General features: G+C 73.3%; 11 protein-coding genes. 2 read left to right on the forward strand and 9 right to left on the reverse strand.

Features of this window, described 5'->3' with window-relative positions:
• Positions 1-60: 60 nt before the first annotated feature.
• From Bequi_RS04955 to glmS, 7 genes are all read right to left on the reverse strand, one after another.
• Positions 61-540 (reverse strand): GNAT family N-acetyltransferase, encoded by a 480-nt coding sequence (locus Bequi_RS04955; protein WP_249736858.1) that lies wholly within the window; start codon positions 538-540, stop codon positions 61-63.
• Positions 537-1238 carry a tRNA (adenosine(37)-N6)-threonylcarbamoyltransferase complex dimerization subunit type 1 TsaB gene (gene tsaB, locus Bequi_RS04960; RefSeq protein WP_249736859.1) on the reverse strand — a complete coding sequence of 234 codons (702 nt, stop codon included), beginning with the start codon at positions 1236-1238 and terminating at the stop codon, positions 537-539. Before tsaB ends, Bequi_RS04955 begins: the two co-directional genes overlap by 4 nt.
• Positions 1238-1798: a tRNA (adenosine(37)-N6)-threonylcarbamoyltransferase complex ATPase subunit type 1 TsaE gene (tsaE, locus tag Bequi_RS04965; RefSeq protein WP_249736860.1), complete on the reverse strand. Its 561-nt coding sequence runs from the start codon at positions 1796-1798 to the stop codon at positions 1238-1240. The genes tsaB and tsaE overlap by 1 nt, the downstream gene beginning before the upstream one ends.
• Entirely contained in the window at positions 1795-3021 is a 1227-nt protein-coding gene (gene alr / locus Bequi_RS04970; RefSeq protein ID WP_249736861.1) for an alanine racemase, read from the reverse strand. The genes tsaE and alr overlap by 4 nt, the downstream gene beginning before the upstream one ends.
• A complete protein-coding gene (locus Bequi_RS04975; RefSeq protein ID WP_249736862.1) occupies positions 3018-4673 on the reverse strand; it encodes a bifunctional ADP-dependent NAD(P)H-hydrate dehydratase/NAD(P)H-hydrate epimerase in 1656 nt (551 codons plus the stop codon). Before Bequi_RS04975 ends, alr begins: the two co-directional genes overlap by 4 nt.
• Entirely contained in the window at positions 4670-5161 is a 492-nt protein-coding gene (locus Bequi_RS04980) for a holo-ACP synthase (protein WP_249737391.1), read from the reverse strand. Before Bequi_RS04980 ends, Bequi_RS04975 begins: the two co-directional genes overlap by 4 nt.
• Before the next feature lie 213 nt (positions 5162-5374).
• A complete protein-coding gene (gene glmS, locus Bequi_RS04985) occupies positions 5375-7243 on the reverse strand; it encodes a glutamine--fructose-6-phosphate transaminase (isomerizing) (RefSeq protein WP_249736863.1) in 1869 nt (622 codons plus the stop codon).
• 193 nt (positions 7244-7436) lie between these two features.
• On the opposite strand from glmS, the gene coaA reads away from it, so the two are divergent.
• Complete coding sequence (coaA, locus tag Bequi_RS04990; protein WP_249736864.1) at positions 7437-8393, forward strand: type I pantothenate kinase; 957 nt, start codon at positions 7437-7439, stop codon at positions 8391-8393.
• Between the two features lie 75 nt (positions 8394-8468).
• Here coaA and glmM read toward each other — a convergent pair whose 3' ends face one another.
• Positions 8469-9815 (reverse strand): phosphoglucosamine mutase, encoded by a 1347-nt coding sequence (gene glmM, locus Bequi_RS04995; protein ID WP_249736865.1) that lies wholly within the window; start codon positions 9813-9815, stop codon positions 8469-8471.
• Positions 9816-9978: 163 nt separating this feature from the next.
• On the opposite strand from glmM, the gene Bequi_RS05000 reads away from it, so the two are divergent.
• Positions 9979-13446, forward strand: coding sequence for a DEAD/DEAH box helicase (locus Bequi_RS05000; protein WP_249736866.1), 3468 nt, complete (start codon positions 9979-9981; stop codon positions 13444-13446).
• Between the two features lie 171 nt (positions 13447-13617).
• On the opposite strand, the gene rpsI is transcribed toward Bequi_RS05000, so the two are convergent.
• Positions 13618-14121 (reverse strand): 30S ribosomal protein S9, encoded by a 504-nt coding sequence (gene rpsI / locus Bequi_RS05005; RefSeq protein ID WP_249736867.1) that lies wholly within the window; start codon positions 14119-14121, stop codon positions 13618-13620.
• Positions 14122-14147: the final 26 nt, after the last annotated feature.

Here is a 14147-nt window from a genome sequence, read left to right on the forward strand (position 1 = left end):
GCGGTCGCCCGCGACCCAGCGCAGCCCCCGTGCCGGACGGCGCGGGGGCTGCGCCCGGTCTCAGAGCTCTTTGCTGAGCACCAGGGCGTCGACCGGTCCGGCCGGGGTGCGGTAGTACCCGCTCCGGCGCGCGATCTGCTCGTAGCCGGCGCGCGCGTACAGATCGCGCGCGCGGGTGTTGTCCTCGCGCACCTCCAGCAGCATCCGCTCCGCGCCCGGCCCCGCGCCTGAGCCGAGTCCCGCGCGGGCCGTCTCCTCGCACCACTGCAGCAGCGCCCGCCCGATCCCGAGCCCTTCGCGCAGCGCGCCGATGGTGTGGAGGTCGGCCGTGTCCCCCGTGATCATGATGCCGGCGTAGCCGAGGATCGCGCCGTCGGCCCGGCTCTCGGCGACGATGTACCGCCGCCAGGGATGGAAAATCTCCTCCCGCAGCAGATCCAGGTCCCAGGCCTCGTCGGGGAACAGGGCGAGCTCCGCAGCGGCGAGCGCGGGCAGGTCCTCGGGGAGCGCCTCGCGCAGGAACCAGTCTCCCCCGCTCATCGCCCGAGCGCGCTCTTGCGCGCCGTGGGCTTCGCGGCGTCGGGCTCGCGCAGGTACAGCGGCTCGGTCGAGGAGAGGTCGGCGCCGGCGGCGAGCTGCGAGGCGGCCTCCGCGAGCAGGTGACCGGCGTCCACGTGGGTGAGGGCGCTCGCGGGATGGAGCTGCTCGGCGTAGAGCTGCGCCCCGGATCCCGCGACGATGCTCGCGCTGTCCGCGGCCTCGGCGACGTCGGCCGGGGGTGCGACGGCGGGGCCGGCGGTGCGCACCAGCGCGCCGGCCTGCACGGCGTACCGCGCCCAGTAGACCTCCCGGCGGCGCGCATCCAGCGCTATCAGCAGGGAGCCCGCGGCCTCCGCGCCGCGATCGCGCGTCTCGGCGAGCGCCTGATGCGCGAGAGCGTCCAGCGAGCAGAGTCCGCTGAGGGGTACGTCGAGCACGGCGGCGAGGGTGCGGGCCGAGACGAGCCCTACGCGCAGACCGGTGAAGGGCCCGGGGCCCCGCCCGGCCACGATGCGGGTGAGGTCGCCGCGCTGAGTGCCGGCGTCGGCGAGCACGCTGTCGATCAGCGCGAGCAGCACTTCGTCGTGGTGGCGGGCGCGCTCATCCGAGCGCCGCGCGAGGATCTCGATCCCGCCGTCGGCGCTCGGGCGGCCGACGGCCACGCTGACCGCGCCGGAGGTGTCGATGCCGAGCCACATCAGCGGGCTCCTTCCGTCGGGAGGGATGAGGGCTTCTCGGGTGAGATCTGCACGGCGCCGGCGAGCGCGGCACGAGCGGCCTCGTCCCAGCGCGGGCCCGTGGGCACCAGGCGCAGGGTGCGCGGCTCGTCGGGATCATCGCCGGTGATCGCGTCGGGGCGGCGCAGCTCGATCAGCAGGTACGAATCGGCCAGGCGCTCGGCGAGGTCGCGGCCCCACTCGACGACCGTGACGGCGCGGTCGAGGTCGGAGTCGAGGTCGAGGTCCTCGAGGTCCGCGGAGCCGCCGAGGCGGTAGGCGTCCACGTGCACGAGCTCGGGGCCGCCGACGAGGCTCGGGTGCACGCGGGCGATGACGAAGGTCGGCGAGGCGACGGGGCCGCGCACCCCGAGCCCCTCTCCGAGGCCCTGGGTGAAGGTCGTCTTGCCCGCGCCGAGGGGACCGTCGAGCACGAGCAGGTCCCCGCCGCGCAGCACGGCCGCGAGTCGGCGCGCGAGATCCCGCGTGCTCGCCGCGTCGGTGGTGGCGACGTCCAGGGCCGCCGGATCCTGCGCGCTCACGCCGCGTCCCCTGCGGCGGGGCTGCGCACCTCGCGGGGCACGCGCACGCTGAGCGAGGTGAGGATCTCGTAGGGGATCGTCCCGGCGGCTCTGGCCCAGTCCTCGGCGGTCGGCGGGTCGAGGCGGGGTCCGGTGATCTCGGGTGCGCCCGCGGCGGGGGCGTCGAGCGCGTCGGGCGCACCGAAGATGATCACCTCGTCCTCTTCGCGGGCGGCGGAGTCCGGGCCGAGATCCACGACGATCTGGTCCATGCTGATGCGGCCCACCTGCGGGGCGAACTGGTCGCCGGCGCGGGTGCGCACGAGGACGCTCACCGCGCCGGAGGCCGCGCGGTCCAGACCGTCGGCGTAGCCCACGGGGATCAGGCCGAGGCGGGTCGCCGTGGCCGCGGTGTGGATACGGCCGTAGCCGACGCTCTGCCCGGCGCCGACCTCCTTGACCATCGCGATGCGGCTGGTGAGGCTCATCGCGGGGCGAAGATCCAGGTCGGTGGGCACCGGCGCATACCCGTACAGGCCGATGCCGGTGCGCACGAGGTCGCGATGCAGATCCCGCCGCGAGAGCGTGGCGGCGGTGTTCGCGACGTGCTGGAGGGCGATCGGGCCGACCTCCTCGGTGAGGTCCTCGCAGATCGAGTCGAAGATGTCGATCTGGCGGTCGGTGGTGTCCTCGCCCAGGGCGTCGGCGCTGGAGAGGTGCGTCCAGGTGGCGACGAGGTTCAGGTTCTCATCCTCCCGCGTGCGCACGCCCAGCTCCAGGACATGCTCGGGCAGTGCGCCGCCGCGGCCCATGCCGGTGTCGATCTTGAGGTGCACGCGCGCGCGCAGGTCGCTCTCGCGGGCCGCCTCGCTCACCAGCTCGAGCATGCGCCGGCTCCCCACGGAGATCTCGATGCTCGCGCTGATCATGGCGGGCAGCAGCTCGCGCGCGGTGCGCGGGTCGTACAGCCAGGTGAAGATCGGCACGTCGATCCCGGCGCGGGAGAGCGCGAGAGCGGAGGCGGGGTGCGCCGCCCCCAGCCAGGTCGCGCCGCCGGCGAGGGCCGCACGGGCCGCACCCAGCATGCCGTGGCCGTACGCGTCGGCCTTCACGACGGCCATGAGGGCGGTCTGCTCGGCGAGGCTCCCGGCGATCTGGCGGGTGTTGTGCGTGATCGCGCCGAGGTCGACGACGGCGCGATTGGGCAGATGACGGGGGTCCTCTGCGGGGATCGCGATGCTCATGCTGCTCCTTCGGAGAGGGCTGGACGGGCGGAGGCGGGGGTGCGTGGAGCGGTCGCGGCAGGTTCCGGGCCGACGGGATCAGCGCCAGCGGGACCGCCGCTGCGGGGATGCGCGCGCACGAGCGCGGCGACGACGTCGGGGATGCGAGAGGCGACGTCGAGCGCGACCAGCGGGGCCGCGCCGCCGCGGGAGGCGAGCACTCCTGCGCGGCCGTGCACGAGAGCGGCGAGGGCGGCCGCCTCCGGTCCGGGCAGTCCCGCCGCGAGCAGGGCGCCGAGCAGCCCTCCGAGCACGTCGCCGGTGCCCGCGCTCGCGAGCTGCCCGGTCGCGTCGTCCTGCGTGCGCAGGGGCTCCTCGGCCGACGGCGGGGCGATCACGGTGACCGATCCCTTCAGCAGCACTGTCGCGCCGGTGGCGCCGGCGAGCGCACGCGCGAGCGCGGCGGGCGCCTGGTCGGCGTCGACGCCGAGCTGCTCCGCGAGACGCTCCGCCTCCGAGGCGTGCGGGGTGAGGACGACGTCGCCGTGGAAGCGGTCCCCGCGGCGGATCGCCTCGAGACCGCCCGCATCGATCACCGCGCCGACGGGCCGGTCCGAGTGGGGGCGCGTCGCCTCGCGCACGTGCGCGAGCGCCGGGGCGAGGCGCGGGTCATCGCCCGGGCAGCCGGAGCCGATCACCGCGCTCTGGTGCTGCCCGGTGCCGCCGACGATCTCCGGGCGCGCCTGCAGGACGTGGTCCACGACGCTGCTCGGCGCGTCCAGCCGCACCATCCCCGCTCCGGAGTGGGCGGCGGCGCTGCAGGAGAGCACCGCGGCCCCCGGGTACTGGGAGGATCCCGCGGTGATCTGGACGACGCCGCGCGTGTACTTCGAGTCCGCGCGGCCGGGCTCGGGCCAGAGCGCGGCGGCGTCAGCCGACTCCAAGCGCAGGAGCGAGGGCTCCCCGAGGTGCTCCTCGATCCCGATCGGCACGAGGTGGATTCGCTCTGCCGTCTCCGCGCCGCCGGGCAGCAGCAGGCCGGTCTTCACCGCCCCGAAGGTGATGGTCTCGACGGCGTGGAGCAGTCCGGGGGCGGCCTCGCCGGTGGTGGCGTCGAGACCGCTGGGGACGTCGACGGCGAGCACGGGGAGTCCGCTGGAGCGCACCTGGTCGAATGCCTCGCGCATCGGGGCCGGCAGCTCGGAGCGGCCGCCGATGCCGAGCACCGCGTCGAGCACGAGGTCCGCGCGCTCGAGCGCGGCGGCGAGGGCCTCGACGCCGGCGGGACCGCTGGGACCGTCGGCCCCGTCGGCCTGGTCGGCTCCGTCGGCCCCGTCGGCCCCGTCGGCCCCGTCGGCCGGGAGGATCCTGCCGCCCGCGCGCAGGAGCGCCGCGCGACCCTCCTCATGGAGCGCATCCGCGAGCGGCGCTGCGGTCACGGCGACGCCGCGGCGGCGCAGCAGCGCGCCTGCGTGGAGGGCGTCCCCGCCGTTGCTCCCCGCGCCGACGAGCAGCAGCACGTGCGCGCCGGGGGCGAAGCGTCCGCCGGAGCGCAGATGATGCAGGGTCCGCTGCGCGAGGCCGTGCGCAGCGCGGGCCATCAGAGGGGTGCCCGCAGCGAGCAGGGGCTCCTCCGCAGCACGGATCTGATCGGCGGTGTAGGCGCGGATCATGAAGACTCCTCGGTGCTTTCTGCAGCAGTGCTTTCTGCAGCGGTGCTTTCGACGGCGGCGCTCTCGTCAGCGGTCTTCTCGGCGGCAGTGCTCTCGGCAGTGCGTTCGGCGACGACGACGGCCGTCGCGATATCGGCGTCATGCGAGAGCGAGAGATGCAGGTGCGCCACGCCCCGGCTCTCGGCGGAGGCGAGCGCGGCGCCGGAGAGCACCGGGTAGGGGCGGCCCGCCTCGGTGCGCTCCACGGTGACGTCCTGCCAGGAGTAGTCGCCGGGACTGCCGAGCGCCTTGCCGACTGCCTCCTTCGCGGCCACGCGCGCGGCGCGGGAGGCGGGGCTGAGGCGCCGCTCCCCCGGGGTCAGCAGGCGATCCAGCAGCGCGGGGGTGCGCTCGAGCATCTCGCTGAGGCGCGCGATGCCCACGACGTCGATGCCGACGCCCACGATCCGGGCGTCCGCGCGCGGCGGGAAGGCCCTGCTGCTGTCCATGCTCACCCCGGAAGTATCACACCGCCACCGGGGCAGGTGCCCGGCGGCGGTGCGATGCGTCTCAGCGGCTGGGAGGTGCAGGACGAGCGATCCGGCCCCTGTTCGGACCCGCTCCGGTACCTTTCGCGCGCAGGAAAGGTACCTGAGCGGGCCGGAGCGCCCCGACCGCCTGCGCGCGGCGGGCGCCCTGCCGGGCGACCGCCGCACGGCAGGTCACTCGACGGTGACGGACTTCGCGAGGTTGCGGGGCTGGTCGACGTCCAGGCCCTTCGCGGTCGCCAGCTCGCAGGAGAAGATCTGCAGCGGGATGACGGTCAGCAGCGGTGCGAACAGGGTGCGGGTCGCGGGGACGCGCATGATGACGTCGGCGTAGGGCTCCACCACGGTGTCGCCCTCCTCCGCGATCACCAGAGTGCGGGCGCCGCGGGCGCGCACCTCCTGGATGTTCGAGACCACCTTGGAGTGCAGGGAGTCGCGGCCGCCCGGGGAGGGGACGATCACGAAGACCGGCTGTCCCTCCTCGACCAGCGCGATCGGCCCGTGCTTGAGCTCGCCGGCGGCGAAGCCCTCGGCGTGGATGTACGCGATCTCCTTGAGCTTGAGCGCGCCCTCGAGCGCCGTCGGGTAGCCGACGTGCCGGCCGAGGAACAGCACGGAGGTCGCGTCCTTCATCTCGCGCGCGAGCTCCTCGATCTGCGCGCTGCCGTCCAGGACGGTCTGCACGTGCGCGGGGATCTGCTCGAGATCGGCCATGATCGCGGCGACCTCGTCGGCGAAGAGGTTCCCGCGCACTTGCGCGAGGTAGAGGCCCAGCAGGTAGGAGGCGGTGATCTGGCCGAGGTACGCCTTCGTGGAGGCGACGGCGATCTCCGGGCCGACGTGCAGGTACAGGGCTGCGTCGGCCTCGCGGGGGATGGTCGCGCCGCGGGTGTTGCACAGGGCGACGACCTTCGCGCCCTGCTCCTTCGCGTGGCGCATCGCCATCAGGGTGTCCATGGTCTCGCCGGACTGCGAGATCGCGACCACGAGGGTCTTCTCGTTCACGACGGGGTCGCGGTAGCGGAACTCGTGGGCGAGCTCGACCTCGACGGGGATGCGGGTCCAGTGCTCGATCGCGTACTTCGCGACGTTGCCGGCGTTGGCCGCGGTGCCGCAGGCGACGACCACGATCTTGTCGACGGTGCGCAGCACGGCCTCGTCGATGCTCATCTCGTCGAGCTGCAGGCGCCCCTCGACGATGCGGCCGAGGAGGGTGTCCGCGACGGCCGTGGCCTGCTCGTGGATCTCCTTGGCCATGAAGGAGGGGTAGCCGCCCTTCTGTGCCGCGGCGACGTCCCACTCGATCGTGTAGCGGGTGGGCTCGGGGACGGCCTCGCCGGCGAAGGTGGTGACGGAGACGTCATCCGCGGTGACGGTGACGATCTGGTCCTGTCCGATCTCGAGGGCCTCGCGGGTCTCGTCGACGAAGGCGGCGACGTCGGAGCCGAGGAAGTTCTCCCCCTCGCCGAGGCCGACGACGAGCGGCGAGTTGCGGCGCGCGGCGACGACGCGGTCGGGGGTGTCGATGTGGATGGCGAGCAGCGTGAAGGCGCCCTCGAGCCGCGCGACGACGCGGGCCATGGCGGCCTCGAGCGTGCCGCCGCCCTCCATCTCACGGGCGACCAGGTGCGCGGCGACCTCGGAGTCGGTCTCCGAGCGGAACAGGTAGCCCTGCTCCTCGAGCTCGGCCTTCAGCGGCGCGAAGTTCTCGATGATGCCGTTGTGGACGAGCGCCAGCTCGCCGTTCTTCCCGCCGCGGTGCGGGTGGGCGTTGCCGTCGGTCGGCGCGCCATGGGTGGCCCAGCGGGTGTGCCCGATGGCGACCTGCGAGTCGCTCGCCTCGTGGCCGGCGACGGCCTCGCGGAGGTTCGCGATCTTGCCGGCGCGCTTGTCGATGCGCACCTGCTGCTGATCGAGCACGGCCACTCCGGCGGAGTCATAGCCGCGGTACTCCAGGCGGCTGAGGCCCTGCAGGACGACGTCGACGGGGCGGGGGGACGGGGCGGCGCTGAGCGGCCCGACGTAACCAACGATTCCACACATGCCCCTGACGCTAGCGCCCCGCCGGCCTCCCGCGGCCCCCGCGGGCCCGGTGCGGCGAGGGATGGCTCACGCCGGCGGCCCCGGTCGCGCAGGACTGGACCGCCGGCTGCGCAAACGCGCACAAACGCACATTGCTCTCTGCGCGCTTCTGCGCGGTCACGGTGCCCGACATCTGCTGGAACAATGGCGTCCCATGAGACCGCCAGCGCTGCACGGGTCGTTCACGCCCTTCGACGAGATCTCCCGCGACCGCTGGGCGCGGCTGTCGGACCAGACTCCCCTCCCCCTCACCGAACAGGACGCCCAGCGCCTGCGCGGGCTCGGCGAGAGCCTGGACCTGGCGGAGATCGACGCCGTCTACCGGCCCATCTCCCACATGCTGAACATGCAGGTCATCGCCGCGCAGCAGCTGCGCCGGGCGCGCGAGGACTTCCTGCACCAGCAGCAGCGCCGCACTCCGTACATCATCGCGGTGGCGGGGTCGGTGGCCGTCGGCAAATCCACGACCGCCCGCCTGCTGCGGGAGCTCATGGCGCGCTGGCCGGAGACGCCGCGCGTGCAGCTCGTGACGACCGACGGATTCCTGCTGCCGAACGCCGAGCTCGAGGCGAGAGGGATCATGCACCGCAAGGGCTTCCCCGAGAGCTATGACCGCAAGGCCCTGCTGCGCTTCGTGGCCGAGGTGAAGGCGGGCACCGATCGGGTGGAGGCGCCCGTCTACTCGCACCTCGTCTACGACATCGTCGAGGGCGAGAGGATCGTCGTGGAGCGGCCGGACGTCCTCATCCTCGAGGGCATCAACGTGCTCCAGCCCTCGCGCCCCCGCACCGACGGGCGCTTCGGGATGGCGGTCTCGGACTTCTTCGACTTCTCCGTCTACGTCGACGCGCGCGAGGAGGACGTGCAGCGCTGGTACGTGGACCGCTTCCTCGCCCTGCGCGAGACCGCCTTCGCCGATCCCCGCTCCTATTTCCGCAAGTACGCGGAGCTCTCGGACGCGCAGGCCCGCGCGACGGCCGAGAACATCTGGGCCACCATCAACGGCCCGAACCTCGCCGCGAACGTCGCACCGACCCGCGGCCGCGCGGACCTGGTCCTGCGCAAGGACGCGGACCACCGGGTGCGCAGCGTGCTCCTGCGGCGGGTCTGAGCCCCGGACGAGACGACGGCGGGCAGGGAGCCTGTCCGCTCCCCGCCCACCGCTCGCTGCGCTCGATCCCCGCGGTCAGAGCGAGGTGCGCTCCTTGACGACACCGGCGAGGCGCTCGGCGATGCCGTCGGCCGTCGCCTGGTCGGCCGCCTCGACCATCACGCGCACGAGCGGCTCGGTGCCCGAGGGGCGCAGCAGCACGCGTCCGGTCTCCCCGAGCTCCTTCTCCGCGGCGAGCACGGCCTCGTGGATGCCGTGGTCGATCGTCGCACGAGTCTTGTCCACGCCCTTCACGTTGATGAGGGACTGCGGCATGCGGGACATGACGTCCGCGAGCTCGCGGGCGCTCCTGCCGGTCTCGGCCATGCGCTGCAGCAGGTGCAGGGCCGTCAGCTCCCCGTCGCCGGTGGTCGCGTGGGCGGCCATGATGACGTGGCCGGACTGCTCGCCGCCGAGGGAGAAGCCGCCGAGGTTCATCTCCTCGAGCACGTAGCGGTCGCCGACGGCCGTCTGGCCGAGGCGGATCCCGTGCTCGGCCATCGCGAGCTTCAGTCCCAGGTTGCTCATGACCGTGACGACGAGGGTGTCCTCGTGCAGCTGGCCGCGCTCCTTCATGTCCAGCGCCAGGATCGCCATGATCTGGTCGCCGTCGATCGGATCGCCATCGCCGTCCACTGCGAGGCAGCGGTCGGCATCGCCGTCGAAGGCGACGCCGATGTCGGCGCCGACCTCGCGGACCTTCGCCTGGAGCTTGCCGAGGTGCGTGGAGCCGCACTCCTCGTTGATCTGCAGTCCGTCGGTGCGGTCGCCGATCACATGCACCGTCGCGCCCGCGGCGCGCAGAGCCGCCGGTCCGGTCTCGAAGGCAGCGCCGTTGGCGCAGTCGGCGACGACGGTCAGCCCCGTCAGCGGACGCTCGATCGTGGAGACCAGGTGGTCCACGTACTCCTGGACCGCGTTCTCGTAGCGGGTGATGGTGCCGACGGCGGTGTCCTGGGGGCGGTCCCAGGTCTCGCCGAGGCGCGCCTCGATCGCGTCCTCGACCTCGTCCGGCAGCTTCGTGCCGCCGCGGGCGAAGAACTTGATGCCGTTGTCGGCCGAAGGGTTGTGCGAAGCGGAGATCATCACGCCGAGGTCGGCGCCGGACTCCTTCACCAGGTGCGCGAGGCCCGGGGTGGGCAGGATCCCCGCATCCTCGACGTCGACGCCGGCGGAGGCGAGACCCGCGCACACGGCCGCGGCGAGGAAGTCGCCCGAGGGGCGCGGGTCTCGGGCGACGATCGCGCGGGCGCGCTGGCCGTCGAAGGCGCCGAACGTGGCGAGCACGTGGGCGGCGCCCACGCTCAGCTCGACGGCGAGCTCCGCCGTGATGTCCACGTTCGCGCGGCCGCGCACACCGTCCGTGCCGAAGAGTCGAGCCATGATGCAGAGGTCCTTCCGATGGTCCGGCGCCCGCGATCGGACTGCGGCGGGCATAGGAAGGAGGGTATCTCCCTGCCCCTTCCCGGCCTGAGAGGCGGGGCCCTCGGCCCGGCCCCGCGTGAGGCGGCTCGCGCCGGGGCGGGCACTCGGTAGCCTGGAGGGTATGCCTGCCGACGATCAGCCCTCCGGACCCGGCGCGACGCACGGAGCGCTGCCGCACGTCCCGCCCTCGGTGATCACCCACCTCGTGGGGGCGCAGGCCGCCGGTCGCGGCCTCGCCTACGCGAAGGGCGGGCGGGTGCGGGAGCTCGAGTGGGATCCGGAGCGCCGCGCGGTGCGGGCGGACGTCTCCGGCAGCGATCCCCAGGACTACCTCACCGAGGCGGTGCTCGCGGAGTACGAGGAGGACGCCGTCTCGCGGCGCTTCTGGCAGGAGGAGGCGGGCGGGCTCTGGCGCCCCCTGCACTCGCGCTGCACGTGCCCGATCGGCGGGGACTGCAAGCATGTCGCCGCGATGCTCTACCACCTCGACGAGGAGGGGCGCGCGGCGAAGGCGAGCAACCCCCCGGCGGAATGGCGCACGGTGCTGCGGCCCCTGCTCGCCGAGGCCGCGAGCGAGCAGGTCCCCCAGGCCCTCGCCATCCGCTTCGAGCTGGAGGCCGCTCCCCCGCAGGCGGGAGGCGCCCGCGGCCGGCGGGAGAGCGCGACCCCCGAGCACCTCGCCGCCGGCGCCGAGCTGTGGCTGGGCATGCGGCCCATGACGATGGGCAAGAAGGGCACCTGGATCAAGTCCGGGCTCTCCTGGCGCTCCTTCGAGTACCGCGTGGGCGGGCATGCCTACGTGCCCGCCCACGCGGAGGCGCTCACCCGGATCTTCGCCTCCGCCTCCTCCGAGCGCTCCTACACCTCCGGCACGATCGAGCACCTGTGGCTGAACTCGATCGGCACCCCGCTGATCTGGCAGTCCCTCGCGCACGCCCGCGACGTCGGCGTCCAGCTGCTGGCCGACGGCATCCTCGCGAGCATCGAGCTCGCTCCCCCGGCCTCGGTGCAGGTCGACCTCCTGGCCGACGAGTCGGACGCGCTGCGGGTGGTCCCCCGCATCCATATCGGCGGCGAGACCGCTCCGGATGCCCAGCCGCTGGGCACAGCGGGCGTCATCGACCTCATGCCCCTCGATCCCGGCGCGCAGGGCGCCACCCGCGAGAAGCCCGGGGGGAGCGCGGGAAGCGCCGGCGGCCGCGCCGCACGCGCGAGCGCTCGCTTCGCCGCGCGCATCGCGCCCGTCGGCTCCCCCGTGCCGACGGCCCTGCAGCGCCTGTTCCAGCGCCCTGAGCCGCTCGTCGTCCCCGCAGCCGAGCGCACCGACTTCCTCGAGGTCGCCTACCCGCGCCTGCGCGCGATCGCCCCGGTGACCAGCAGCGACGGCAGCGTGGAGATGCCCGCGATCCGCCCCGCGACCCTGCGCCTGTCCGCGAGCTACGCCGACGGCGACCGCCTCACGCTCACCTGGTCCTGGCAGTACCACGACCCCTCTCGCCGCCTGCCGATGGACCAGCGCCAGGGCGTGCGCCGCGACCTCGCCCACGAGGACGCCGTGCTCGCGCGGGCGCGGATGCTGTGGCCGACAGCCGGGGGCAGCGCCCCGGAGGTGCTCTCCGGGTCGGACACCGCGGAGTTCACCCAGCACGTCCTCGATGCGCTCGGGCAGCTCGACCACGTGAGCACGGAGATCACCGGCACCCGCCACGCCTACCGCGAGCTCGACGGCGCCCCGCACGTGCGCGTCACGCAGACGCAGTCCCCCGGGAAGCACGACTGGTTCGACCTGGGCTTCCAGATCACCATCGACGGCCGTGAGATCCCCTTCCCCACGCTCTTCGTCGCGCTCGCGCAGGGGAAGACGAAGCTCCTCATGCCCGACCGCACCTACTTCTCGCTCGACAACCCCGCCTTCGACGCGCTGCGCGAGCTGATACGCGAGGGCGAGGCGCTCGCCGAGTGGAACCCCGAGCACCAGGAGATCAGCCGCTACCAGGTCGACCTCTGGGAGGACCTGGTGGAGATCGCCGACCAGGCGCGCGCCGCTCGCGCCTGGGAGGAGAGCGTCGGCCGACTGCGCGACGTGCAGTCGATCGAGGCGCCCGCGCTCCCCGCGGGTCTGCACGCGGAGCTGCGCCCCTACCAGCTCTCGGGCTTCGCCTGGCTCGCCTTCCTGTACGAGCACGGCCTCGGCGGGATCCTCGCCGACGACATGGGCCTCGGCAAGACCATCCAGACGCTCGCCCTCATCGCGCATGCCCGCGAGAGGGCGGGCGAGGACGCGTCGGCGCAGGCATCCGCAGAGGTCGGCGGCGCCCCGTCGGCCGGCGCAGCCGCGGCCGGCACACCGCCCTTCCTGGTGGTCGCGCCGTCCTCCGTGCTGCCGGTGTGGCGCGCGGAGGCCGAGCGGTTCACCCCGGGACTGAGCGTGCGAGTGCTGGACCGCACGAGCCGCGCCCGCGGCACGAGCCTCGCGCAGGAGGTGCGCGGCGCGGACATCGTCGTCACGAGCTACACGGTGCTGCGCATCGATGACGAGGAGTTCGCCGCTCGCGAGTTCGACGGCCTGGTGCTCGACGAGGCGCAGTTCGTGAAGAACCGCCGCTCCCGGTCCCACCAGGCGGCATCCCGCATCCGCGCCGGGTTCCGGCTCGCGATCACGGGCACCCCGATGGAGAACTCGCTGGACGACCTGTGGGCGATCCTCGCGCTCGCCGCCCCCGGACTGTTCTCCTCGCCGCTTGCTTTCCGCCAGCGCTACACGCTGCCGATCGAGACCGGGGAGCATCCCGATCGGATGGATGTGCTGCGCGCCCGCGTGAAGCCCTTCATGCTGCGTCGCACGAAGGAGGTCGTGGCGAAGGAGCTGCCGGAGAAGCAGGAGCAGATCCTCTCGGTCACCCTCGAGCCCGAGCACCGGGCGCTGTACGACTCCGTGCTGCAGCGCGAGCGCAAGAAGGTGCTGGGCCTGATCCGGGAGGATCTGGACCGCAACCGCTTCATCGTGTTCCGCTCGCTGACCCTGCTGCGGATGATGGCGCTGGACCCCTCGATCGTCGACGCCGAGCAGCACGGCGATGTGGAGAGCTCGAAGCTGAACGCCCTGTTCGACCGTCTCGACGAGGTGCTCGGGGGCGGCCACCGGGTGCTGCTGTTCAGCCAGTTCACCTCCTACCTGCGCCACGTCGCGGCCGAGCTCGAGATCCGCGGGGTGCCCTACGCCTACCTCGACGGCTCCACCCGGGACCGCAGCGCGGTGGTGCAGGGCTTCCGCGATGGCGATGCCCCGGTGTTCCTGATCTCCCTGAAAGCCGGCGGCTTCGGCCTCACGCTCACCGAGGCCGACTACGTGTTCCTGCTGGATCCGTGGTGGAACCCGGCCGCCGAGAACCAGGCCGTGGACCGCGCCCACCGCATCGGCCAGGAGAAGACCGTGATGGTGTTCCGCATGGTCGCCCAGGACACGATCGAGGAGAAGGTGCTCGCCCTGCAGAACCGCAAGGCCGCCCTCTTCGACTCCCTCACCGAGGGCGGGAAGGCCTTCATGAGCGGCATCACCGCCGACGACATCCGCGAGCTGCTCGCGTAGGTCGCGCCGGCGGAGCCGGCCCGTCGGCCCGTCGCGGGGCGGCCGATCGGCGCCCAGTGCCCGGTGCCCGCGCCCGGCGCCCGAACGCAGCGAAGCGGCCCCCGACCGTGAGGTCGAGGGCCGCTTCTGCAGCAGTGCCGCAGCGAGACCTGGGGGCCGCAGCCCCGCGGATCAGCGCTTCGAGTACTGAGGCGCCTTGCGGGCCTTCTTGAGACCGGCCTTCTTGCGCTCGATGACGCGGGCGTCACGCGTGAGGAAGCCGGCCTTCTTGAGGGCAGCGCGGTTGTTGTCGAGGTCGATCGCGTTCAGCGCACGGGCGATGCCCAGGCGCAGCGCACCGGCCTGGCCGGACGCGCCGCCGCCGTGGATGCGGGCGATGACGTCGAAGCGGCCCTGGAGGTCGAGCAGCTTGAAGGGCTCGTTGACCTCCTGCTGGTGGACCTTGTTCGGGAAGTAGTTCTCCAGCGAACGGCCGTTCAGGGTCCACTCACCGGTGCCGGGCACGAGGCGGACGCGAGCGACAGCCTCCTTGCGGCGGCCGGTGCCGTAGCCGGGAGCGGTCACGGACTGGCCGCGGCCGACTGCCGACTCTTCGGTGGACTCGGTGGTGAAGCTGGAAGGGGCGGACTCGTCGGTGACGGAGTCGAGCTCCTCAGCGATGGTGGTCTCGGTCACGGTTCTCCTCTTATGTTCCGTGCAGT

The organism is Brachybacterium equifaecis, assembly GCF_023509525.1.
In the GTDB taxonomy this organism is placed as follows: Bacteria; Actinomycetota; Actinomycetes; order Actinomycetales; family Dermabacteraceae; genus Brachybacterium; species Brachybacterium equifaecis.